This is a genomic window from Micromonospora sp. NBC_01412 (assembly GCF_045040215.1).
Classification (GTDB): Bacteria; Actinomycetota; Actinomycetes; order Mycobacteriales; family Micromonosporaceae; genus Micromonospora; species Micromonospora rubida.
The window spans coordinates 5,329,444-5,354,930 of sequence record NZ_CP109528.1 but is presented as its reverse complement, the minus strand read 5'-3'; the positions used below and the strand labels follow the sequence as shown (position 1 = coordinate 5,354,930).

Sequence of the window (25,487 nt, the reverse complement as noted above, 5' to 3'; positions counted from 1 at the left end):
CGCGTGACTCAGGAAAGCCCGAGGTCCCTGTCAACAAGATCGAAAAGCTCCTGGTTGCTGGCCACCCGCAGCCGGTCGGCCACGTCGGCGGCCTCGTCGGGCCGCTCCTCGGCGCCCCGCTCCGCGGCACCGAGGCGCTCCAGCAGCCGGTGCAGCCGCACGGTGACCCGCACCCGGCCGAGGTCGTCCTGCTCACGCCCGGCGAGGGCGGCCTCCAGTTGGTCCAGCTCGTCGATGGTCGGCAGCGCCTCCACCGACGCCTCACTGACCAGCTCGGCGCGCAGGTGCTCGGCGAGGGCCTGCGGGGTGGGGTAGTCGAACACCACCGAGCTGGCCGGGTTGAGGCCGGTGCTCTTCGCGAGCCGGCCGCGCAGCTCCACCGCGGTCAGCGAGTCGAAGCCGAGGTCCCGGAACGGCCGGTCGGCCTCCAGGGCGTACGGACTGTCATGGCCGATGACCTCGGCGGCGGCGGTGCGGATCAGGTCGACCAGCAGCCGGTTCTGCTCGGCGGCGGTGAGGTCGGCGAGCCGCTTGCGCAGCCCGGTCAGGGCCTCGTCGCCGCCGTCGACGGCCGGGTCGGGGCCGGCGCGCAGGGCCGCCACCTCGGGCAGGTCGCTGATCAGCGGCCGGGGCCGGGCGGAGGCGAAGACCGGGGCGAAGCGAGCCCAGTCCACGTCGGCGACGGTGAGCACGGTGCCGTCGCCGGAGATCGCGGCGCGCAGGGCGGCCATCGCCGGTTCCCGATCGAGCAGGGAGACGCCGCGCCGGCTCATCGCCACGGCGTGTTCGTCGCTGACCATGCCGCCGCCGGCCCACGGGCCCCAGTTGACCGAGAGCACCCGGGCCCGGCCGGCGGGCCGGGACTGCGCCCACGCGTCGAGGAAGGCGTTTCCTGCGGCGTACGCGCCGTGGTCGCCGACGCCCCACGCGGCGGCGATGGACGAGAAGTAGACCACCAGCTCCAGGTCGTCGTGGTCGAGGAACTCGTCGAGGTGGCGGGCCCCGGCGGTCTTGCCCGCGACCACGTCGGCGAGTTCGTCGGTGTCGACGACGCTGACCGGGTTGAGCCGGCCGACGCCGGCGGCGTGCACGACGGCCTGCACGGTCTCGCCGTCGCGGCGCAGCCCGGCCACGAGGGCGGCGACGGCGTCCCGGTCGGCCAGGTCGCAGGCGACGGCCCGAGCCTGCGTGCCGAGGCCGGCCAGCTCGGCCAGGGTGTCGGCGACGCCGGGGGCGTCGGGGCCGCGCCGGCTGACCAGGATCAGCCGTTCCGCGCCGTGCCGGGCCAGCCAACCGGCGGCGTAGCGGCCGATGGCACCGGTGCCGCCGGTGATCAGCACGGTGCCGGGCGGCTGCCAGGCCGGGTCGTCGGGCAGTTCGGCGCGGGCGGCCCGGGCGAGCCGCCGCAGGTGCGTCCCGAGGGGACGCACCGCGAGCTGGTCCTCGGCTTCGGTGTTGGTCAGCGCCCGCAGCAGGTGCTCGCCGGCGGCCGGGTCCAGCTCCGCCGGCAGGTCGAGCAGGCCGCCCCGGTGCGCGGGGTGTTCCAACGCGGTGACCAGGCCGAGACCCCAGGTGGTGGCCTGTGCGGGGTGGGCGATCGGGTCACCGGGGCCGGTGCTGACGGCCTGCCGGGTGAGCAGCCAGAACGGTCCGGCCGGGGCGGCGTCGGTGACGGCCTGGATCAGGGCGAGGTTGCCGGTGAGACCGGCGGGCACCGCCGGGTGGTCGGGGTGGGGCCGCTCGTCCAGGGCGAGCAGCGAGACGATCCGGGCGGCCGGGCCGGCGGCCAGCCGCTCGGCCAGCCCGGCCCGGGTGGCCGTGGCCGGGTCGACCGCGAGGGTGTGCACGGTGCCGCCGTGGCCGCCGACCAGCTCGGCGATCCGCTCAGCGGTCTCCGTCGCGGTCCCGGCGGGGACGACCAGCAGCCAGTCCCCGGTGGCGGGGCCGGCGGTGAGCTGCCGCTGCGGCCAGGTGATCCGGTAGCGCCAGCCGTTGACCAGCGCGTCGGTCTGCCGTTGCCGGTGCCAGCGGGCGAGGGTGGGTAGCTGGGCGCGCAGCGGCCGGTCCGGGTCGACGCCGAAGCGGGCGGCCAGCCCGTCACCGTCGTCGGCGGCCACGGCCTGCCAGAACGCGTCGTCGGCGGCGACGGCCACCGGGGCTGCCGGCTCGGCCGTGCTGACCACGTCGCCGTCGCTGACCGGCCAGAACCGCTGGTGCCGGAACGCGTACGTGGGCGGGGCGGCCGGGCCGGCGGCGGGCAGCAGCGCCGCCCAGTCGACCCGTACGCCGTGGCAGTGCAGCCGGGCCAGCGCGCCGAGCAGGGCCGCCGTCTCGCCCCGACCCCGGCGGGACGTGCCGGTGACCAGGGTGCGCCCCTCGTCGGGCAGCGCCTCGGTGGCGAGGGCGGTGAGCACGGTGTCGGGGCCGACCTCCAGCAGGGCGGCCACCCCGAGGGAGTGCAGGTGGGTGACGGTGTCGGCGAACCGGACGGCCTCCCGGGCGTGCCGCACCCAGTACTCGGGGGTGCGGACCAGTTCGGGGTCGACGAGCAGGCCCGTCAGGTTGGACACCAGCGGGACGGCCGGCGGGGCGTAGTCGAGGGTGGCGGCGACCGCGGCGAACTCGGCGAGCATCGGCTCCATCAGCGGGCTGTGGAACGCGTGGCTGACGTTCAGCCGCTTGGTGCGTACCCCGAGGGCGGTGAAGTGCTCGGCCAGCTCGGCGAGCGTGTCGCCGGCACCGGAGACCACCACGGCGGCCGGGCCGTTGACGGCGGCGACGGCGACCCGGCCGGCGTACGGGGCGAGCGTGTCGGTGACCTCGGCCTCACCCGCGGCGACGGCGAGCATCCCGCCGCCGGCCGGAAGTGCCTGCATGAGCCGGCCCCGGTTGCCGACCAGGGCGCAGGCGTCGGCGAGGCTGAACACCCCGGCGACGTGGGCGGCGACGATCTCGCCGACGGAGTGCCCGGCCACCATGTCGGCCCGGATCCCCCAGGTCTCCATGAGCCGGTGCAGCGCCACCTCGACGGCGAAGAGCCCGGCCTGGGTGAAGACGGTCTGGTCCAGCAGGTCAGCCTCGGCGCTGCCCTCGGCGGCGAACAGCACCGCCTTCAGCGGCCGGGGCAGGTGGGCGTCGAGGTGCTGGCAGACCTCGTCGAGGGCCTCGGCGAAGGCGGGGAACGTGTGGTACAGCTCCCGGCCCATCCCGGCGTGCTGGGCGCCCTGGCCGGAGAAGAGCACGGCGAGGGTGCCGCCCGGCTCGGCCACGTCCTGGGTGAGGGCCGGGTGGCTCTGCCCGGCGGCGAGCGCCCGCAGCCCGGCCAGGTACGCGTCCCGGTCGGCGGCGAGCAGGACGGCCCGGTGCCGCAGATGGGACCGGCTGGTGGCCAGCGCCCGGGCGACGGCGGCGACGGCGGCGGGCTCGGAGGCGGCCCAGTCGGCGAGCCGGGTGGCCTGGGCGCGCAGCCCGTCGACGTCGTTGCCGGAGATCACCCAGGGCAGCAGCGGCGGCGCGGGCCGCAGCGCGGTGGTCTCCGGGTCCTCGTCGTCGGACGGGGGTGCCTGTTCGAGGATGACGTGGGCGTTGGTGCCGCTCACCCCGAACGCCGACACCGCCGCCCGGCGCGGCCGGCCCTCCTCGGGCCACGGCGTGGGCTCGGCGAGCAGCGCGACGGCTCCCGAGGACCAGTCGACGTGCGGGGTGGGCTCGTCCACGTGCAGGGTGGGCGGGAGCAGGTCGTGCTGGAGCGCCATCACCATCTTGATCACGCCGGAGACCCCGGCGGCGGCCTGGGTGTGGCCGATGTTGGACTTGATCGAGCCGAGCAGCAGCGGCCGGTCGGCGGCCCGGTCCTGCCCGTACGTGGCCAGCAGGGCCTGGGCCTCGATCGGGTCGCCGAGCCGGGTGCCGGTGCCGTGCCCGTCGACGACGTCGACGTCGGCGGTGGTGAGCCGGGCGTTGGCCAGGGCCTGCCGGATCACCCGCTGCTGGGCGGGGCCGTTGGGGGCGGTGAGCCCGTTGGACGCGCCGTCCTGGTTGGTGGCGGAGCCACGGACCACGGCAAGGACGCGCCGGCCGTCCCGCCGCGCGTCGGAGAGCCGCTGGAGGAGCAGCAGGCCGGCGCCCTCGCCCCAGCCGGTGCCGTCGGCGGCGCCGGCGAACGACTTGCACCGGCCGTCGGCGGCGAGGCCACGCTGCCGGGCGAACTCCAGGAACGGGCCGGGGGTGGCCATCACGGTCACGCCGCCGGCGAGGGCCAGCTCGCACTCGCCGGCCCGCAGCGACTGCACGGCCAGGTGCAGCGCGACCAGCGACGACGAGCAGGCGGTGTCGACGGTGACCGCCGGGCCCTGGAGGCCGAAGGTGTAGGAGAGCCGGCCGGAGACCACCGCTGCGGCGTTTCCGGTGGCCTGGTAGCCCTCGGTCTCGGCCCGCGCGGCCATGAGCAGGGTGGCGTAGTCCTGGCCGTTCGTGCCGACGAAGACGCCGGTGCTGCTGTCCCGCATGTCGACGGGGGCGATGCCGGCCCGTTCGAACAGCTCCCACCCGGTCTCCAGCAGCAGCCGCTGCTGCGGGTCCATCACCAGCGCCTCGCGCGGGGAGATACCGAACAGCCCGGCGTCGAACCCACCGACGTCGGCGACGAAGCCGCCCTTGAGCACGTACGAGGTGCCGGGGGTGTCGGGGTCCGGGTCGTAGAGGGCGTCGAGGTCCCAGCCCCGGTCGGCGGGGAACCCGGCGATCGCGTCGCGGCCCTCGGCGACCAGCCGCCACAGGTCCTCGGGGCTGGCCACCCCGCCGGGGTAGCGGCAGCTCATCGCGACGATGGCGATCGGCTCGTCGAGGGCGACGACCGCCTGGGTGGGCTCGGCGACCTGCTCGGTGACGCCGAGGATGCGGTCGGCCAGCCAGCCGGCGAGCAGCTCCGGGGTGGGCCGGTCGAAGACCAGCGTGGCGGGCAGTCGCAGCCCGGCGGCCTCGCCGAGCCGGTTGCGCATCTCCACGGCGCTGAGCGAGTCGAAGCCGATCTCCCGGAACGGCCGGTCCGCGCCGATCGCCTCGGCGGAGGCATGCCCGAGCACCGCTGCCGCGTGCACCCGGACCAGCTCCAGCAGGGTGCGGCGGCGCTCCGGCTCGGCCAGGCCGACCAGCCGGCCGCGCAGCGGGGACGCCTCGGCCGACTCGTCGTCGTCCCGGGCCCTGGTGGCGGCGAGGATCTGGGCCACCTCGGGGATGTCCTCGATCAGCGGCCGGGGGCGGGTCATCGCGAAGGTCTGGTGGAACCGGTCCCAGGCGATGTCGGCCACCGTGAGGGTGGTCTCGTCCTGGGCGAGGGCCTGGGCCAGCACGGAGACGGCCAGGTCGGGGCGCATCGGGCGGACGCCGGCACGGAACATCTGGTCGGCGGCGCCCTCGGACTCGATCATCCCGCTGCCCTCCCACGCGCCCCAGGCGACGGCGGTCGCGGCGAGGCCGCGGCGGCGCCGGTCCTCCGCGAGGGCGTCGAGGAACGCGTTGCCGGCGGCGTAGCCGCCCTGGAGGCCGCCGCCCCAGACGCCCGCGCCGGAGGAGAAGAGCACGAACGCGCCCACCTCGCCGCCGAAGGTCTCGTCGAGGTTGGCCGCGCCGGCGACCTTGGCGTGCAGGCTGTCGGCCAGCTCGGCCAGGTCGGTGCCGGCGAGCAGACCGGCATGGGCCACCCCGGCGGCGTGGAACACGGCGTCGACCGTGACGCCCTCGCCGGCGAGCCGGTCGACGAGGCCGCGTAGCGAATCCGGGTCGGCCACGTCGCAGGCGGCCACGGTCACCGTCGCGCCGAGCCCGGTCAGCTCCGCCTCCAGCTCGGCCGCGCCCGGTGCCGCCGCGCCCTGCCTGCTGGTCAGCACCAGGTGGGACGCGCCCTCGCGGGCCAGCCAGCGGGCCACGTGCGCGCCGATCGAGCCGAGGCCGCCGGTGACCAGGGCGGTGCCGGCGGGTCGCCAGCCGGTGTCCGCCGGCACGGTGTCCGTACCGGCGGGGGCGAGCCGGCGGGCGAACAGGCCGGAGGGGCGGACGGCGACCTGGTCCTCGTGGTCGATGCCGGCGAGGACGGCGGCGAGCCGGCCGCCCGCCCGCCGGTCCAACTCGGCCGGCAGGTCGACCAGGCCGCCCCACCGGTCGGCGTGCTCCAGGGCGGCGACCCGGCCGAGGCCCCAGACGAGGGCCTGCCGGGGGTGGCCGAGCGGGTCGGCACGCCCGGTGGAGACCGCGCCGCTGCTGGCGCACCAGAGCGGGGCGGGAATCCCGGCGTCGCCGAGGGCCTGCACGAGGGCGAGGGTGCCGGCGAGGCCGGCGGGGACGACAGGCCGGTCCGGATGGGCGGACTCGTCGAGGGCGAGCAGGGAGAGCACCCCGGCGACGGCGTCGGTGTCGACGTCGGCGAGCTGCCCGGCCAGCGCCGCCCGGTCGGGGTCGGCGACGGTCACCGGGACCACGTCGGCCCCGGCCTCGCCGAGGGCCTGGACGGCCTGCCCGACCAGTGGGTGGCCGGCGTACGCGGCCGGCGCGACGAGCAGCCAGGTCCCGCCGAGGGTGGTGGTGGAGGGGGCGACGGTGAGCGGCGTCCACTGCACCCGGTAGCGCCAGGCGTCCACGGTGGACTCGTCACGCCGTCGCTGCCGCCAGGAGGAGAGCAGCGGCAGCGCCCCGCCGAGGGTCCGGGCCTCGGTCTCGTCGATCCGCATCGCGGCGGCGAGGGCCTCGGCGTCGGCCCGCTCCACGGCGTCCCAGAACTGGCGGTCGACCTGGTCCTCGACGGCTGCGGCCGGGCCGGTCCGCACCGGCGCCTGCGGCCAGTACCGCTGCCGGTGGAAGGCGTACGTGGGCAGCGGCACCGCCGGGCCGGTGCGGACGCCGCAGACGGCGTTCCAGTCCGCCTCGACACCGCGCACGTGCAGCTCGGCGAGGGCGGTGAGCATCCGGGCCCAGCCGCCGGCCCCCCGGCGCAGGGTGTTCACCACGACCGCGTCGTGGTCGCTGGCGTCGATCGTCTCCTGCATGCCGAAGCTGAGCACCGGGTGCGGGCCGACCTCCAGGAAGACCTGGTGGCCGTCGGCGAGCATGCTGCGCATGGCCCGCTCGAAGTTCACGGTCTCCCGCAGGTTGCGGTACCAGTAGCCGGAGTCGAGGGTGGTGGTGTCGATCAGCTCGCCGGTGAGCGCGGAGTAGAACGGCAGCTCGGTGGGGCGGGCGGTGATCCCGTCCAGGCTGGCCAGGAGCCGGTCGGCGACCGCCTCGACCTGCGGCGAGTGGGAGGCGTAATCGACGTCGATGGGGCGGGTCCGCACGTCGTCGGCCGCGCAGTCGGCGACGAGTTCGGCGAGGGCGTCCGGGTCGCCGGCCACCACCACCGACCCGGGTCCGTTGATCACGGCGACGGTGAGCCGGCCCTGCCACCGCTTCAGCGCCTCGCGGGCCCGGTCGGCGGGCAGGGCGACCGAGACCATGCCGCCCTTGCCGGCGATGTCGACGAGCACCTGGCTGCGCATGGTGACGATCCTGGCGGCGTCTTCCAGGGAGAGGGCGCCGGCGACGCAGGCGGCGGCGATCTCGCCCTGCGAGTGCCCGACCACCCCGCCCAGGCGTACGCCCAGCGAGCGCCACAGCCGGGCCAGGGAGACCATCACCGCCCAGAGGGCGGGCTGCACCACGCCCGAGGCGACCAGCGGCGGGGCGCCCTCGGCGCCGCGCAGCACGTCGGTCAACGACCAGTCCACCCAGGGCGTGAGGACGGCCTCGCACTCGGCGATCGACGCGGCGAAGACCGGGGAGGAGTCCAGCAGGTCGAGCGCCATCCCGGGCCATTGCGAGCCGTGCCCGGAGAAGACGAAGACGGGGGCGGTGTTGCGCAGCGCCGCACCGGTCACCACGGTGGCCACCGACTCGCCGTCGACCAGCGCGGTCAGGCCCTGGGCCAGCTCGAACTGGTCCTGGCCGAGGACGACGGCCCGCTGCGGGAAGGCCGCCCGGGTGGTGGTCAGGGCGTACGCCACCCCGGCGGGCTCGATCTCCGGATGGGCGGCCAGGTGTGCGCGCAGCCGGAAGGCCTGCTCCCGCAGGGCGGGACGGTCCACGGCGGAGAGCACCAGCGGGACGAGCCCGGCGTCGGCGGCGGCGCCGGGCTGGGAGTCCGCCGCGACGACCGGCTCGGGGGCCTGCTCCAGGACGACGTGCGCGTTGGTGCCGGAGATGCCGAACGAGGAGACCGCCGCGCGGCGGGGCCGGTCCACGGCCGGCCAGGGGATCGACTCGGTGGTCAGGGCGACCGCGCCGGCGGTCCAGTCGATGTGCGGGGACGGCTCGTCGACGTGCAGGGTGGCGGGCACGATCCCGTGCCGGATGGCCTGCACGACCTTGATCACCCCGGCGACCCCGGCGGCGGCCTGCGCGTGCCCGATGTTGGACTTGATCGAGCCGAGCAGCAGCGGCCGGTCGGCGGGCCGGTCCTGCCCGTACGTGGCCAGCAGCGCCTGCGCCTCGATCGGGTCGCCGAGGGTCGTGCCGGTGCCGTGCGCCTCCACCACGTCCACGTCGGCCGTGGACAGTCGGGCGTTGGCGAGGGCCTGCCGGATCACCCGCTGCTGCGACGGCCCGTTCGGCGCGGTGAGCCCGTTCGACGCGCCGTCCTGGTTCACGGCGGTGCCCCGCACTACCGCGTAGATCCGGCGGCCCTCGCGCTGGGCGTCGGAGAGGCGCTGCACGAGCAGCACGCCGACGCCCTCGGACCAGCCGGTGCCGTCGGCGGCGGCGGCGAAGGACTTGCACCGCCCGTCCCGCGACAGGCCCCGCTGCCGGGAGAACTCGATGAACGTCCCCGGCGTGGCCATCACGGTGACGCCGCCGGCCAGCGCGAGGTCGCACTCGCCGGACCGCAGCGCCTGCGCGGCCAGGTGCAGGGCGACCAGAGACGAGGAGCAGGCCGTGTCGACGGTGACCGCCGGCCCTTCCAGGCCGAACGTGTAGGCCACGCGCCCGGAGAGGACGCTGCCCGAGTTGCCGGTCCCGATGTACCCCTCGACCTCGTCGGAGACCTCCATGAGCCGGGAGGCGTAGTCGTGGTACATGACGCCCGCGAACACACCCGTCCGGCTGCCCCGCAACCGCTGCGGATCCACGCCGGCGGACTCGAACGACTCCCACGACGCCTCCAGCAGCAGCCGCTGCTGCGGGTCCATCGCCAGGGCCTCACGCGGCGAGATCCCGAAGAAGGCCGGGTCGAAATCGGCTGCGTCGTACAGGAACCCGCCGTGCCGGGTGTACGAGCTGCCGCTGCTGCTCGGATCCGGGTCGAACAACGACTCCAGGTCCCAGCCCCGGTCCGCCGGGAACTCCCCGATCCCCTCGCCACCGGCGGCCAGCAGGGCCCACAGCTGCTCCGGCGTCTCCACCCCGCCCGGGTAGCGGCACGCCATGCCGACGATGGCGATCGGCTCGTCGGGGCCGGTGCTGGTGCGCGCGCCCGACACGGCCACGGCGACGCTGTCGGCCCCCGCGAGTTCGTCGTGCACGTGGGCGGCCAGCACCTGCGGCGTCGGGTAGTCGAACACCAGCGTCGACGGCAGCCGCAGGCCGGTCGCCGCGTTGACCCGGTTGCGCAGGTCCACCGCAGTCAGCGAGTCGAAGCCCAGTTCCCGGAACGCCCGGTCCGCCGGCACCGCCTCCGCGCCGCCGTGACCGAGGACCTGGGCGACGAGCCCCCGGACCAGCGCGTCGATCTGGGCGCGGGCCTCTCCGGCGGTCAGGCCGGCGATGCGGGTGGCCCAGGTGGCCCCCTGTCCCGCCTGGCGGCGGCCGGTGGTCGCCCCGACCAGGGTCCGCAGCATCGGCGGCACCATGCCGGAGCCGGCCGACGCCCGCAGGGCGGCCACGTCGATCACGGCCGGCACCAGCGCCGGCCGGTCCGCGGCGACCGCCGCGTCGAACAGCGCCAGCCCGGTCTCGGCGCTCATCGCGGTGACGCCGCCCCGGGCCGACCGGGTCCGCTCGGCCTCGCCGAGGGACGCCCCCATCCCGTCGGTGTCCCACATGCCCCAGGCGAGACTGACCGCCGGCAGGCCCGCCTGCCGGCGGTGCGCCGCCAGCGCGTCCAGGAACGCGTTACCCGCCGCGTACGCCGCCTGACCCGGCGAGCCCATCACCCCGGCGATGGACGAGAACAGCACGAACAGGTCCAGGTCGAGGTCGGCCGTGGCCCCGTGCAGGAACCAACCGGCCGACACCTTCGGCGCCAGCACACCCGCCAACCGCTCCGCCGACAGCCCCTCCACGACACCGTCGTCCAACACACCGGCCGTGTGCACCACACCCGCCAGCCGACCCGCCGACGCGATCTCCGCGACCAGGCCGGTGACCTGCTCCCGGTCGGTCACGTCACACGCCACCACCCGCGCCGACGCGCCCAGCCCCGCCAGCCGCTCCACCAGCGCGTCCGCACCGGTCGCCCCGGGACCTCGCCGCGACACCAGCACCAGCGACCGCACCCCGTGCGCGACCACCAGGTGCTCCGCCACCAGCGCGCCCAACGCGCCCGTGCCACCGGTCACCAGCACCGAACCCTCGCCCACCACGGGAGCGGAATCCGACGTCGACACCGACGCGCGCACCAGACGCGGCGCGAGCACGTCGCCGGCCCGTACCGCGACCTGGCCGCCCGAGGCGAGCGGCGCGTCCGCCACCCGGGCCAGCAGGCCCAGCGTCGCCGCGTCGGCGTCGCCGTCGACGTCCGCGAGGACGATGCGGCCCGGGTGCTCCGACTGCGCCGACCGCAGCAGACCCCACACCGCCGCGCCCGCCAGGTCCGTCACCTCGTCGCCGTCCCGGGCCGCCACCGCGCCCCGGGTCACCACGACGAGCCTCGACTCCGCCAGGGTCTCGGCGGCCAGCCAGGACCGCACCGTCGCCAGCACGGCGGACGTCACGTCGCGCACCGTGTCCGGCATCGCCGCCCCGAAGGCGACGGCGGAGACCGGCAGCACCAGCGTCGCCGGTGCCACCGCGTCTGCCGCGACCGCGTCCACCACCGCGGCCACATCCGGGTACGACGCCAGCCCGCCCCGGGCCGCCAACTCGCCGGCCAGCCCGGCAACACCCTCGTCGCCGACACTGTCGAGCTGCCCAGTCGGCGCCACCAGCAGCGCCCAGCCGGTCGCGTCGCCGACGGAGACAGCCTCCTCCGCCTGCCAGGTCACCTCGAACAGCGACCGGCCGGCCGGGCTCACGCCGGCCACCCCGGTCATCTCCCGCAGCACCAGCGAGTCCATCGACACCACGGCCGCACCCGAGGAGTCCACCGCGACCAACCGCACCCCGGAGCCCTCACGGGTCAGCCGCACCCGCAGCACCGACGCCCCCGAGGCGTGCACCTGCACACCCTCGAACGCGAACGGCACCCGGGGGTTGCCGGCCTCACCGGCCAGCAGCAGCGCGACCGGGTGCAGGGCCGCGTCCAGCAACGCCGGATGCACCCCGAACGCCGTCGCCTCCCCCGCCACCTCGTCCGGCAACGCCACCTCGGCGAACACCTCACCGCCGGCCGCCCACGCCCGCCGCAACCCCTGGAACACCGGCCCGTACGCCAGGCCACGGTCCGCGACCGCCGGGTACCAGCCGCCGAGGTCCACCTCGGACGCGCCGGTCGGGGGCCACTCCCCCAGCACCGGTTCCTCGGCCGACACCGGTTCCAGCACACCCTCGGCGTGCCGGACCCACTCGGGGTCGGCGTCCTCCTCCGGCTGGGAGTGCACCGTCACCGCCCGCACGCCGGAGGCATCGGCCGCGCCGACGCGCACCTGCACCCGCACCCCACCCGACGCGGGCAACACCAACGGCGCCGCCACGGTCAACTCCCGCACCCGCGACGCACCCACCTCATCACCGGCCCGCACCGCCAACTCCACCAACGCCGTCCCCGGCACCACCACCACACCACCGACCACATGATCGGCCAACCACCCATGCGTCGACACCGACAGCCGACCGGTCAGCACCACCATGTCCTCGCCGGCCACCGACACGGCGGCGCCGAGCAGCGGGTGCGCGGCCGCGCCGAGGCCCGCCCCGGAGACGTCCATCCACCGGCCGGCGGGCTCCAGCCAGTACCGCTGGTGCTGGAACGCGTACGTCGGCAGGTCGACCCGCTGGCCGCCCGCGAGCAGACTCGCCCAGTCGACGGCCAGGCCGTGGACGTGCAGTTGGGCGAGGGCCTCCAGGACGGCCTGCGGCTCGGGCCGGTCGCGGCGGGACGCCGCGACCAGCAGGGGCGCGGGATCGTCCCCCGGCCGGTCGGCGAGGCAGCCCTGCGCCATCGCGGTGAGCACGCCGCTCGGGCCCAGCTCCAGGTACGTGCCGACCTCCTCCGCGTGGAGGGCGGCGACGGCGTCGGCGAAGCGCACCGTGCCACGGACGTGCCGCACCCAGTAGCGGGGGTCGCGGAGCTGCCCCGGCTCGGCGACCCGGCCGGTCAGGTTGGACACGACCGGGATGGTCGGCGCGTGGTAGGTCAGCCCCTCGGCGACGGTCGCGAACTCCGCCAGCATCGGCTCCATGCGTACGCTGTGGAAGGCGTGGCTGACCCGCAGGCGGCGGGTGGGGACTCCCCGCTCGGACCAGGCCTGCTGGAGTTCGTCCAGGGCGTCGACGTCCCCGGCGACCACCACGGCGGTGGGGCCGTTCACGGCGGCCACGTCGAGCCGGTCGGCCAGCCCGGTCAGGGACGCGGTGACCGACGCCTCGTCGGCGGCGATCGCGAGCATCCCACCGCCGGCGGGCAGCGCCTGCATCAGCCGGCCCCGCGCGGCGACGAGAGCGCACGCGTCGGCCAGGGAGAACACCCCGGCCACGTGCGCGGCGACGATCTCCCCGATCGAGTGCCCGGCGACGAGGTCCGGGGTGATGCCGAACGACTCCACGAGCCGGAACAGCGCCACCTCGACGGCGAAGAGCCCCGCCTGGGTGAACACGGTCTGGTCCAGCAGCTCCGCGTCGGGCGTTCCCGGCTCGGCGAACATGACCTCGCGCAGCGGGCCCGGCAGCAGCGGATCGAACTGCGCGCACGCCTCGTCGAGCGCGGCGGCGAAGACGGGGAACGCCTCCGACAGCTCCCGGCCCATCCCGGCGCGCTGCGCGCCCTGGCCGGAGAAGAGGAAGGCCACCCGGCCGCGCGGGGACGCCGCCCCGGTGGTGACCGTGCCGTTCGGCTCGCCGGCGGCGAGGGCCCGCAGCCCGGCGAGCAGGTCGTCGGCGCCCTCGGCCAGGACGACGGCCCGGTGTTCGAGGCCGGCGCGGCTGATCGAGGAGACGGCGACGTCCACCGGTCGGGGGGCGTCGTCGGCGGCGAGGTGGTCGGCCCACCGGGCGGCCTGCCCGGCGAGCGCCTCGGCGGTGCGGGCGGAGAGCAGCACCGGGGCCGGCGGCAGCGCCACCGGCTCGCCCGTCGGGGCGGCGGCGTCGGCCGGCGGGGCGTCGTCGACGGGGGCCTGCTCCAGGATGACGTGGGCGTTCGTACCGCTGATGCCGAAGGACGACACGGCGGCCCGGCGCGGCCGGTCGGCCGCCGGCCACGGGCGGGCCTCGGTCAGCAGCGAGACCTGGCCGGCGGTCCAGTCGATGTGCGGGGACGGCTCGTCGACGTGCAGGGTGCGCGGCATCGTCCCGTGCCGGATCGCCTCGATCATCTTGATCAGGCCGGCGGCGCCCGCCGCCGCCTGGGTGTGGCCGAGGTTCGACTTGACGGAGCCGAGCCAGAGCGGCCCGCCCTCGCCCCGGTCCTGCCCGTACGTGGCGAGCAGCGCCTGCGCCTCGATCGGGTCGCCGAGGGTGGTGCCCGTGCCGTGCGCCTCGACCACGTCCACGTCCGCCGGGGAGAGCCGGGCGTTGGCGAGGGCCTGCCGGATGACCCGTTCCTGGGAGGGGCCGTTGGGTGCGGTGAGGCCGCTGCTGGCGCCGTCCTGGTTCACGGCGCTGCCGCGCACCACGGCGAGGATCCGTCGGCCGTCGCGGCGGGCGTCGGAGAGCCGCTGGAGCAGCAGCACGCCGACGCCCTCGGACCAGCCGGTGCCGTCGGCGGACGCGGCGAACGACTTGCACCGCCCGTCCGAGGCGAGGCCGCGCTGCCGGGAGAAGTCGGCGAAGGTGCCCGGGGTGGACATCACGGTCACGCCGCCGGCCAGCGCGTAGTCGCAGTCGCGCTGGCGCAGCGCCTGCGCGGCGAGGTGCACGGCCACCAGCGACGACGAGCACGCGGTGTCGACGGTGACGGCCGGCCCCTCCCACCCGAAGGTGTACGCCACCCGGCCGGAGACGACGCTGCCGGAGTTGCCGGTGCCGATGTATCCCTCGACGCCGTCGGGCAGGTCCAGCACCCGGGACGCGTAGTCGTGGTACATCACCCCGGCGAAGACGCCGGTGCGGCTGCCGCGCAGCCGCTGCGGGTCGAGGTCGGCGTGCTCGATCGCCTCCCAGGAGGTCTCCAGCAGCAGCCGCTGGTGCGGGTCCATGGCCAGCGCCTCGCGGGGGCTGATGCCGAAGAAGGCCGGGTCGAACTGCGCCGCGTCGTAGAGGAACCCGCCCTGGCTGGTGTACGAGGTGCCCGGGTTGTCCGGGTCGACGTGGAACAGCCGCTCCAGGTCCCAGCCCCGGTCGGTGGGGAAGCCGCCGACCCCGTCGCCGCCGGAGTCGACCAGGTCCCACAGCTCCGCCGGGCTGGACACCCCGCCCGGGTAGCGGCACGCCATCCCGATGACGGCCATCGGCTCGCGGTCCTTGGCCTCCACCTCACGCACCCGTCGGCGCGCGTCGCGCAGGTCGGCGGTGGCGCGGCGGAGGTAGTCGAGGAACTCAGCCTCAGTGGGCATCGGGCTACTCCGTATCGGGAATCGGGGTGCGGAACATGCCGGTCAGGCCGAGCCGAGTTCTTCGTCCAGGAAGCTGAAGATCTCCTCGGCGGACGCCGAGGACAGGCTTCCGCCGTCGTCGGTGGCGTCGTGTGCGCCGGAGCCGGTGTAGGTCCACAGAGAGAGCAGTTCGCGCAGCCGGTCGCCGACGGCGACCCGGTCGGCGTCGCCGTCGGCCACGGTCCGCATGACGTGCTCCAGCTTGTTCAGCTCGCCGAGCACCGTCAGCGCGGACGTGCTCCGCTCGGCCAGGAGCGCGCCCCGCAGGTGTTCGACGAGGGCTGCCGTAGTGGGCCGGTCGTAGATCAGCGTCGACGGCAGGCGCAGGCCGGTGGCCGCGTTGAGGCGGTTGCGGAACTCGACGGCGGTGAGCGAGTCGAAGCCGAGTTCGACGAAGCCGCGCTCGACGTCGATGGACCGGATCGAGGCGTACCCGAGGACGGCGGCGGCGTGCGTGCGGACCAGGTCGGACAGCACCTGGTCGCGGTCGGCCTCCGCGGTGGCAGCGAGGGTGTCGCGCAGCGCCGCCGCCGGGTCGCGCTCGGCGGCGCGGGCCGCGCCCGTGGTCGCCGGGCGGACCAGCGACCGCAGCACCGGCGGCACGGCGGCGGGCCCGTGCCGGCCGATCAGGGCGAGGTCGAGGTTGACCGGTACGACGACGGGGTCGGCGAACCGCAGCGCCTCGCTGAACAGGTCCATGCCCTCCTCGGCGGCGAGCGGGACGAAGCCGCCCCGGTTCATCCGGTCCTCGTCGACGTGCCCCGGCTGCCCGTCGCCGGTGTCGTTGGCCCACGGCCCCCAGGCCATGGACGTGGCGGGCAGCCCCCGGTCGTGCCGGTGCTGGGCGAGCGCGTCGAGGAAGCAGTTGGCGGCGGCGTGGTTGGCCTGCCCGGGGCCGCCGAACAGGCCGGCGGCGGAGGAGAACAGCACGAACGCGGCCAGGTCCAGCTTCTCGGTCAGCTCGTGCAGGTGCCAGGCGGCGTCGACCTTGGGCCGGAGCACGGCGTCGAACCGGTCCGGGGTGAGGGCGCCGAGGATGCCGTCGTCGAGCACGCCGGCCGCGTGCACCACGCCGGTGAGTGGCCGGTCGGCGGGGATCTGGTCGACGAGCAGGGCCAGCGCGTCACGGTCGGTGACGTCGCAGGCGGCCACCCGGGCGGTCGTGCCCAACTCGGCGAGTTCGTCGACGAGGGCCGCCACGCCGGGGGCGTCCCCGCCGGTGCGGCTGACCAGCAGCAGGTGGCGTACCCCGTGCCGGTCGGCCAGCCGGCGGGCCACCAGCCGGCCGAGCGCGCCGGTCGCCCCGGTCACCAGGACGGTGCCGGCGGCCAGGTCGGGGTCGGCCCGGTCGGCGGGCGGCGGGCCGAGCCGGGTCAGCCGGGGGACGCGGAGCTGGCCGGCGCGCACCGCGAGCTGCGGCTCGCCGGTGGCGAGCGCCGCCGGCAGCAGGTCGGCGGCGGGCCGGTCGTCGTCAACGTCGACGAGCACGATCCGGTCGGGGTTCTCCGACTGGGCGCTGCGCAGCAGCCCCCACGCGGTGGCGGCGGGCAGGTCGGCGATCCGGTCGCCCGCGTCGACCCGGACGGCGCCGCGGGTGACCACCACCAGCCGGGCGGCGGCGAGGGTGTCCTCGGCGAGCCACTGCTGGGCGAGCGCGAGGGTGCGGTGGCTGACCCGGTGGGCCAGCCCGGCCGGGTCCGGCTCGTCCGGGTCCGGCCCGCCGCAGGTGACGACCACCGCGTCGGGGACGGCGGCGCCGGCACGCACCCCGGCTACCAGTGCGGTGAGGTCCGGGGACCGGTCGGCGGCGGGCCAGTCGTCGCCGAGGGCGACCAGCCGGTACGGGCCGTCGGCGCGGACCGCGTCGGCGGTGACCCAGTCGAGGCGGTGCAGGGACCGCGTGGCGGCGCGGCGGGCCGCGCTGAGCTGCTCGCCGGAGATGGGCCGCAGGACGAGGCCGGTGACGGAGGCGACCGGCGTCGCGCCGGTGTCGGTGACCGTCAGCGCGACCGCCCCGGAACCGGTGGCGGTGAGCCGGATCCGCAGCTCCCGGGCGCGGGTGGGCCGGATCGTCACGCCGGTCCAGGTGAACGGCAGCCCGGGCCGGATGTCGGGGCCGCCCGTAGCGGGCGGCGGGGCGGTGCCGTCGTCGGGGCCGGCTCCGGCGACGCTGGCGCCGATGGCGTGCAGCGCCGCGTCCAGCAGCGCGGGGTGCACCGAGAAGGCGGTGGTGTCGGCCGCCGCGTCGGCGTCCAGGGCCACCTCGGCGAGGATGTCGGTGCCGGAGCGCCACGCGGCGCGCAGGGACCGGAACACCGGGCCGTAGTGGTAGCCCTGCTCGGCGAGGCGGGTGTAGAGCCCGTCGAGGGCGATCGGCTCGGCGTCGGCGGGCGGCCACACCGCCGCCGGGGCGTCGGCCGGGTCCTCGGTGGCGGCGAGCAGGCCGGAGGCGTGTCGCTGCCACTGCCGGGACCCGTCGGTGGCGTCGTCGGGCCGGGTGTGCACGGAGACCGGGCGGTGCCCGGTGTCGTCGGCCGGGCCGACCCGGACCCGCAGGTCGACGCCACCCTCGGCGGGGATCGCCAGAGGCGCTTCCAGGTTCAGTTCGGCCACCGACGCGGCGTCGGCGTGCCGGCCCGTCCAGGACGCCAGCTCGACCAGCGCGGTGCCGGGCAGCAGCACGGTGCCCAGCACGGCGTGGTCGGCCAGCCACGGCTGGGCGGTCAGGGAGATCCGGCCGGTGAACAGCAGCCCCTCGTCGCCGGGCAGTTCGGCGACGGCGCTGAGCAGCGGGTGGTCGACGGCGTCGAGGCCGACGGCGGGCAGCACGGCCAGGTGGGCGCCGGTGCGCTCCAGCCAGAAGCGGTGCCGCTCGAACGCGTACGTGGGCAGGGCCACCGGGTCGGCCCCGGCGAGGATCCGGCGGTGGTCGACCGGCAGCCCGACGGTGTGGGCGGCGGCTAGGGCGGCCAGCAGTCGGGTCGGCGCGTCGCCGTCCCCGCGCAGGGTGTCCAGCACCTGGCCGGCGGCGCCGGCCGCGGCGAGCGCCCCGGTCAGCTCGGCGGCAGACGCCGGGTCGGGCGACAGCGCCACGAAGGTGACGTGGCCGGCCGCGACGGCGGTCCGCAGGGCGGCGTCGAGGGAACCCGGCCGGCGGACCCCGTCGGCCCAGTGGCCGGCGTCCAGGGACGCCGGGTCGGCCCAGTCCCCGGTCACGGTCGACAGCAGGCGGGTGGTGCCCGGCTGCGGGGCGAGGCCGGTCAGCTCGGCGCGGAGGCGGTCGGCGACGGCATCGGTCGGGTCGGCGGCGTCGTCGGTCCGGTCCGCGACGGCCCGGGCCCGCAGGGCCACCACGCGGGCCGCGTCGGGCAGGGACAGCACGCCGGCCACGCAGGCGGCGGTGACCTCCCCGTCGGCGTGGCCGAGCACGGCGGCGGGGGTGACCCCGGCGTGCCGCCACACGGCGGCCAGGGCGACGCCGACGGCGAAGGCGACGGGCTGGGCCAGCTCCGGCCGGTCCACCCAGGACCGGTCCGCGCCGGTCAGCAGGGCGGCCGGGTCGACGTCCAGCCAGGGGGCCAGGGCGAGGCCGCAGTCGGCGAGCGCGTCGTCGAGGACCGCGCACCGGCCGACCAGCCCGGCCGCCGCGTCGAGGGCGGCGCGGGCGTCCGGGAGGGCGAACACGGGGCCCGGCCCGTGGCCGGCGACGGGGCCGGTGAGCAGGTTTCCGGCCGGGGTGCCGGCGGCGAGCGCGTCCAGGCCGGCCAGCAGGTCCGGGGTGCCCACGCCGAGCACCGCCGCCCGCCGGTCGAACGCTGACCGGGTGGTGGCCAGCGACCAGGCCACCGCCGCCGGGTCGAGCCCGGGGTGTTCCCGCACGTGCCGGGCCAGCCGGGCGGCCTGCGCGGCCAGGGCGGCCGTGGAGCGCGCCGACAGCGGCCACACCACCGTGTCGGAGGCGAGCAGGCAGGGGTCGGGCGCGGACGCGGGGGCCGCGTCGGCGTCGTCGGCGGCGGGCAGCTCGACGACCACGTGGGCGTTGGTGCCGGAGATCCCGAACGAGGACACCGCCGCCCGGCGCGGCCGGTCCACGGCCGGCCAGGGGCGGGCCCTGGTGACCAGCTCCACGGCCCCGGACGACCAGTCGATGTGCGGCGACGGCTCGTCGGCGTGCAGGGACGCCGGGACGAGTCCCTCCCGCATGGCCAGCACCATCTTGATCACGCCGGCCACCCCGGCGGCGGCCTGGGAGTGCCCGATGTTCGACTTCACCGAGCCCAGCAGCAGCGGCTCTCCGCCGTCACGGCCCTGGCCGTACGTGGCCAGCAGGGCCTGCGCCTCGATCGGGTCACCGAGGACGGTGCCGGTGCCGTGCGCCTCGACGACGTCCACGTCGGCGGTGGTGAGCCGGGCGCTGGCCAGGGCCTGCCGGATCACCCGCTGCTGCGACGGCCCGTTCGGGGCGGTCAGCCCGTTGGACGCGCCGTCGGAGTTGACCGCGGACCCGCGGACCACGGCGAGGATGCGCCGGCCCTCGCGCCGGGCGTCGGAGAGGCGCTGCACCAGCAGCATGCCGACGCCCTCGGACCAGCCGGTGCCGTCGGCGGACGCGGCGAACGACTTGCACCGGCCGTCGGCGGCCAGCCCGCCCTGCCGGGAGAACTCCTGGAACGCGGTGGGGGTGGCCATCACGGCCACGCCGCCGGCCAGGGCCAGGTCGCACTCGCCCCGGCGCAGCGCCGCCCCGGCCAGGTGCAGCGCCACCAGCGACGAGGAGCAGGCGGTGTCGACCGTGACGGCCGGCCCCTCCAGCCCGAGGGTGTACGCGACCCGGCCGGAGATCACGCTGTGCGCGGCCCCGGTCATCAGGTACCCCTCGACGCCCTCGGGGACCTCGGTCAGCCCGGTGCCGTACCCGGAGGTGGACGCGCCGACGAAGACGCCGGTGCGGGTGCCGCGCAGCGCGGCGGGGTCGACCCCGGCCCCTTCCAGCGCCTCCCAGGACGCCTCCAGGGTGAGCCGCTGCTGCGGGTCCATGGCCAGCGCCTCGCGGGGCGAGATCTCGAAGAACGCGGGGTCGAAGTCGGGCACGTCGTAGAGGAAGCCGCCGGCCGGGGCCTGGGCGCCGTCGAGGCCCTCGGGGATCTCCCAGCCCCGGTCGGTGGGGAACGCCGACACGGCGTCGACGCCGTCGGCGACGAGCCGCCAGAACTCCGCCGGCCCGCCGACGCCGCCCGGGTACCGGCAGGCCATGCCGACGATCGCCACGGGCTCGTCGGCGTGCACGACGAGGGTCTCCGCCACGTCGACCGCGTCGCCCCCGAAGACCAGCTCGCGCAGGTGCGCGGCCAGCTCGGCGGGGGTGGGGTAGTCGAAGACGACGGTGGTGGGCAGGCGCAGGCCGGTGGCGGTGTTCATCCGACCCCGGAAGTCGACGGCGGTCAGCGAGTCGAAGCCGAGGTCCTTGAACGGGCGTCCGCGCAGCTCGTCCGGGGTGGCGTGGCCGAGGACGGCGGCGGTCTGCTCGTTGACCAGCCGCAGCAGGTCGCGTTCCTGGTCGGCGGCGGAGAGGCCGGCCAGGTGGCGCAGCGGTTCGGCGACGGCGCCCGACGCGGGCGCGGCGGCCTCCTCGGCGTCGAGCAGTGCCCGCACCTGGGGCAGGTCGCCGAGCAGCGGGCTGGGCCGGGCCACGGTGAACGCCGGGTGGAAGCGGGTCCAGTCGACGTCGGCGACGGTGACGCATCCGGTGGGCCGGCGGGTCGCCCGGTCCAGCGCGACGAGCGCCCGATCGGGGTCGATCGGGGGCAGGCCCATCCGGTTGAGCTGCGCGGTGGCCACGTTCTCGGCGGCCATGCCGCCCTCGCCGCCCCAGGCGGTCCAGGACACGGCGGTGGCGGGCAGTCCCCGGCCGCGCCGGTTGACCGCGAGGGCGTCCAGCAGCGAGTTCCCGGCCCCGTACGCGCACTGCCCGGCGCTGCCCCACACCCCGGAGATGGAGGAGAAGAGCACGAACGCGGCGAGGGGGCGGCCGGCGAGGCAGTCGTCGAGGTGCAGGGCACCGAGCACCTTGCCGGCGACGACGTGGGAGAACTCGTCGAGGGTGGTGTCGGTCAGCGGGGTGAGCTGGTCGGTGCCGGCGGCGTGCACGACGGCGGTCAGCCCGGGCAGCGTGTCCAGCAGCGCGGCCACCGACGACCGGTCGGTCACGTCGCAGGTGGCGGCGGTGACCCGCCCGTCCGCGCCGTACCGTTCGAGCAGGTCGGCCACGGCGGGGGCGGCGGCGCCCCGACGGCTGGCCAGCACCACCTGCGGGGCACCTCGGTCCAGCAGCCAGCGGGTGACGTGGCCGCCGAGCCCGCCGGTGCCGCCGGTGACCAGGACGGTGCCGGCGCTCCAGTCGACGGCGGGCACGTCGTCCACGGCGGCGGGGGCCGGCACGAGCCGGCGGGCCCAGACGCCGCCCGAGCGGACGGCCACCTGGTCCTCGCCGCCGTCGGCGAGCACGGCGGCCAGCCGGCGGGCGACGGCGTCGTCCACGGTGGACGGCAGGTCGACCAGGCCGCCCCAGCGGTGCGGCTGCTCGACGGCGGCGGCGCGGCCGAGGCCCCAGACCTGGTTCTGCAGCGGATGCTCGACCTGGTCGGCGGGGGCCGCGGCGACCGCGCCGCTGGTGACGCACCACAGCGGCGCCACCAGGTCGAGGTCGGTCAGGGCCTGGACCAGCGCGAGGGCGGTGGCGGCGGCGAGCGTGACCCCCGGGTGTTCCGGCAGCAGCCGGTCCTGGCCGGCGACGACGAGCAGCACGCCGTCGACGGGCCGCTCGCCGGCGGCCTCCCGCAGCCGGGCGGCCAGCGCCGCCCGGTCCAGGTCGGCCCCGTCGACGGTGAGCGGTTCGGCGTCGGGCAGCAGGCCGGCCAGCCCGCCGGCCCAGGCGGGGGCGTCGGCGGCGGGCAGCACGACCAGCCAGCGGCCGGTGGGTGCGTCCCGGTCGGCGACCGGCACCGGCTTCCAGGTCACCTGGTACGACCACTCGTCGGCCAGCGACCGCTCCCGGCGGGACCGGCGCCAGGAGCTGAGCACCGGCAGGGCCGGCAGCAGGGTACGCACGGCGTCGTCGTCGGGGTCGACGCCCAGCTCGCCGCCCAGCGTCTCGGCGTCGGCGCCCTCCAGCGCAGCCCAGAACCCGTCGTCGTCGCCGGAGGCGGTGGCCACGACGGCGGTGGGCGGCGGCTCGGGCCAGAACCGCTGGCGGTGGAACGCGTACCCGGGCAGCGGCACCCGCGCGGTGTCGGCGCCCGCGAACAGCGCGGCCCAGTCCACGTCGACCCCGCCGCCGTGCAGCTCGGCGAGGGCGGCGAAGGCGGAGCCGGGCTCACCGCGGTCGCGGCGCAACAGGGCGGTCGCGGCCCGGCCCTCGTCCCGGCCGGTGGCGGCGAGGATGTCGCGGGTGAGCGCGGTGAGCACCCCGCTCGGGCCCACCTCCAGGAAGGTGCGCACGCCCATGGCGCACAGCCGGTCCACGCCGTCGGCGAACCGGACGGCCTCCCGCACGTGCCGCACCCAGTATTCGGGGGTGCGCACGGCGTCGGGGTCGACGACCTCGCCGGTCAGGTTCGACACGATCGGCAGCGTCGGCGGGTGCAGCTCGACCCCGCGCAGCACGGCGGCGAACTCGTCGAGCATCGGTTCCATCAGCGGGCTGTGGAAGGCGTGGCTGACCCGCAGCGGCTTGGTCCGCACCCCCTGGTCGGCCCAGCGGCGTTCCAGTTCCTCCACGGCGTCGGCGGCGCCGGAGACCACCACCGAGGTGGGGCCGTTCACGGCGGCGACGGCGACCCGGTCAGCGAGGCCGGTCAGGGCGGCCCGGACCGCCTCGGCGGGGAGCTGGACCGACAGCATCGCGCCGCCGGCCGGCAGGGCCTGCATCAGCCGGCCCCGGGCGGCGACGACGGCGGCGGCGTCCGGCAGGGTCAGCACGCCGGCGACGTGGGCCGCCGACAGCTCGCCGATCGAGTGGCCGAGCAGGACGTCCGGGACGACCCCCCAGCTCTCCAGGAGCCGGAACAGCGCCACCTCGACGGCGAAGAGCCCGGCCTGGGTGAACAGGGTCTGGTTGAGCAGCGCGGCGGCCTCGCCGCCCTCGGGCGCGAAGATCACCGGGGCCAGCGGTCGGGGCAGGTGGCGGTCCAGCTCGCCGCAGACCTCGGCCAGCGCGCGGGCGAACACCGGGAAGGCGTCGGCCAGGTCGCGGCCCATGCCGCAGCGCTGCGCGCCCTGCCCGGAGAAGAGGAACGCGAGCTGGCCGCCGCGCGGCCCGGCACCGGTGACCAGTCCGGGCGCGTCGTCCCCAGCGGCGAGCGCGCGCAGCCCGGCGAGCAGTTCGGCGCGGTCGGCGGCGAACAGCACGGCCCGGTGCTCCAGCCGGGCCCGGGTGGTGGCCGACGACCAGCCCACGTCGGGCAGCCGGAGTTCGGGGCGGGCGTCGAACAGGTCGGCCCAGCGGGTGGCCTGCGCGGCGAGGGCCGCCGCGTCACGGGCGGAGAGCAGCACCGGCACGAGGCCGGCGCCGGTGATCGGGGCGGGCCCGTCGCCGGCCGCCGTCACGGCGTCCGCGCCGCCTTCGGCGGTGATGGCCGTGCCCGGCCCGGCGGTGGTCGTTGCGGGGGTGTCGGCGGTCGCCGGGGCGGCCTCGGCCGGCGCCTCCTCGATGATCACGTGGGCGTTGGTGCCACTCATCCCGAACGACGACACGCCGGCCCGGCGCGGCTGCTCCCCGGCGGCCCACGGCTGGGCCCGGGTCACCAGCGACACCGCGCCGGCCGTCCAGTCCACGTTGGGGGTCGGCTCGTCGACGTGCAGCGTCGCCGGCACCGTCTCGTGCCGCAACGCCATCACCATCTTGATCACCCCGGCGACGCCGGCGGCGGCCTGGGTGTGACCGATGTTCGACTTCACCGAGCCGAGCCACAGCGGACGATCCGCCGGCCGGCCCTGCCCGTACGTGGCGAGCAGCGCCTGCGCCTCGATCGGGTCGCCGAGGGTGGTTCCGGTGCCGTGCGCCTCCACCACGTCGACCTGCTCGGGCGCCAGGCGGGCGCTGGCCAGGGCCTGGAGGACGACGCGCTGCTGGGACGGGCCGTTGGGGGCGGTGAGCCCGTTGGACGCGCCGTCCTGGTTGACGGCGCTGCCCCGGACCACGGCCAGCACGGGGTGCCCGTGCCGGCGGGCGTCGGAGAGCCGCTCGACGAGCAGCAGGCCGACGCCCTCGCCCCACCCGGTGCCGTCGGCGGCGGCGGCGAACGACTTGACCCGCCCGTCGGCGGCGAGGCCGCGCTGCCGGCTGAAGCCGATGAAGGCGGACGGGGTGGACATGATGGTGGCGCCGCCGGCCAGCGCCAGGGTGCACTCCCCCTGACGCAGGGCCTGGCAGGCGAGGTGCAGGGCGACCAGCGACGAGGAGCAGGCGGTGTCGACGGTGAGGGCGGGGCCCTCGATGCCGAGGGCGTACGAGATCCGGCCGGACACCACGCTCGCCGCCGTGCCGGTGAGGACGTATCCCTCGGTGCCGGGCGGCGGCGGCTGGAGCAGTCCCACGTAGTCCTGGCCGGTGGTGCTGGCGAAGACGCCGACCTGGTGGCCGCGCAACGCGGACGGGTCGATGCCGGCGTGCTCGAACGCCTCCCACGACGTCTCCAGCAGCAGCCGCTGCTGCGGGTCCATGGCGAGGGCCTCGCGCGGGGAGATGCCGAAGAAGCCGGCGTCGAAGTCGGTGGCCGAGTCGAGGAAGCCGCCCTCGGAGGCGTACGACGTGCCGGGGTGGTCGGGGTCGGGGTGGAACAGCCGGGTCAGGTCCCAGCCCCGGTCGGCGGGGAACCCGGAGATGGCGTCCCCGCCCGAGGCGACGAGCTCCCACAGGTCCTCCGGGGAGCGCACCCCGCCGGGGAAGCGGCAGGACATGCCGACGATCGCGATCGGCTCACGGTTGGCAGCCTCAAGCTCGCCGAGCTTCCTCCTGGTCTGGTGAAGGTCCGCCGTCACCCATTTCAGGTATTCCCGTAGCGTATCTTCGTTCGCCATTGCCGCCACCTATTCGGGCCGGAAGAACCAGGCGACCCAATACCGTCCACAGACGCCTCAAGCCGCGAAGACCAGAGCCCATAAAGCCGACCACGAATTGCCAGACAGACAGCGCTGCAGCGCACACCAGGTCCTACTTACCGGAGGAAGGTATTTGGCCCCGGACAGCGCTGCCAACCCCTAGCGGGCCCCTAGCACTGCCCCTAGGAGCAGGGCCGCAGGCTGGGACGAAGCGCCCCTCGGACGGGCACCGGCCGGTGCCCGTCGACCGGCGGCCGGGCGGGTGCGACACCCGCCCCGGCCGGCTTCGCCGATCTCGTCGACACCACGCGCCCCCGGCCTTTTCCACTGCGGCGCAGTGAACCATTCCGCGTAACGGGTGAGAGATAAGAACGCGCAACTCCGCTACGAAGTGTTCCCCTCACAGACACTGTCCGGTCCGGACGGTCGGGGCGATGAGGTCTGGGGGCCCTGGCGTGG

At 76.6% G+C, this 25,487-nt stretch carries 2 protein-coding genes; both read right to left on the bottom strand.

Annotated features, from left to right (window positions below):
- Positions 1 to 8: 8 nt before the first annotated feature.
- Positions 9 to 14,891, bottom strand: a complete 14,883-nt coding sequence (locus OG617_RS23925) for a type I polyketide synthase (protein ID WP_405095218.1) — start codon at positions 14,889 to 14,891, stop codon at positions 9 to 11.
- 42 nt (positions 14,892 to 14,933) lie between these two features.
- Positions 14,934 to 25,007, bottom strand: a complete 10,074-nt coding sequence (locus OG617_RS23920; RefSeq protein ID WP_405095217.1) for a type I polyketide synthase — start codon at positions 25,005 to 25,007, stop codon at positions 14,934 to 14,936.
- Positions 25,008 to 25,487 lie beyond the last annotated feature (480 nt).

Excerpts from the sequence above, each read along its gene's own strand:
- OG617_RS23925 (WP_405095218.1), bottom strand. The coding sequence starts at position 14,891 with ATGCCCACTGAGGCTGAGTTCCTCGACTACCTCCGCCGCGCCACCGCC.
- OG617_RS23920 (WP_405095217.1), bottom strand. The coding sequence starts at position 25,007 with ATGGCGAACGAAGATACGCTACGGGAATACCTGAAATGGGTGACGGCG.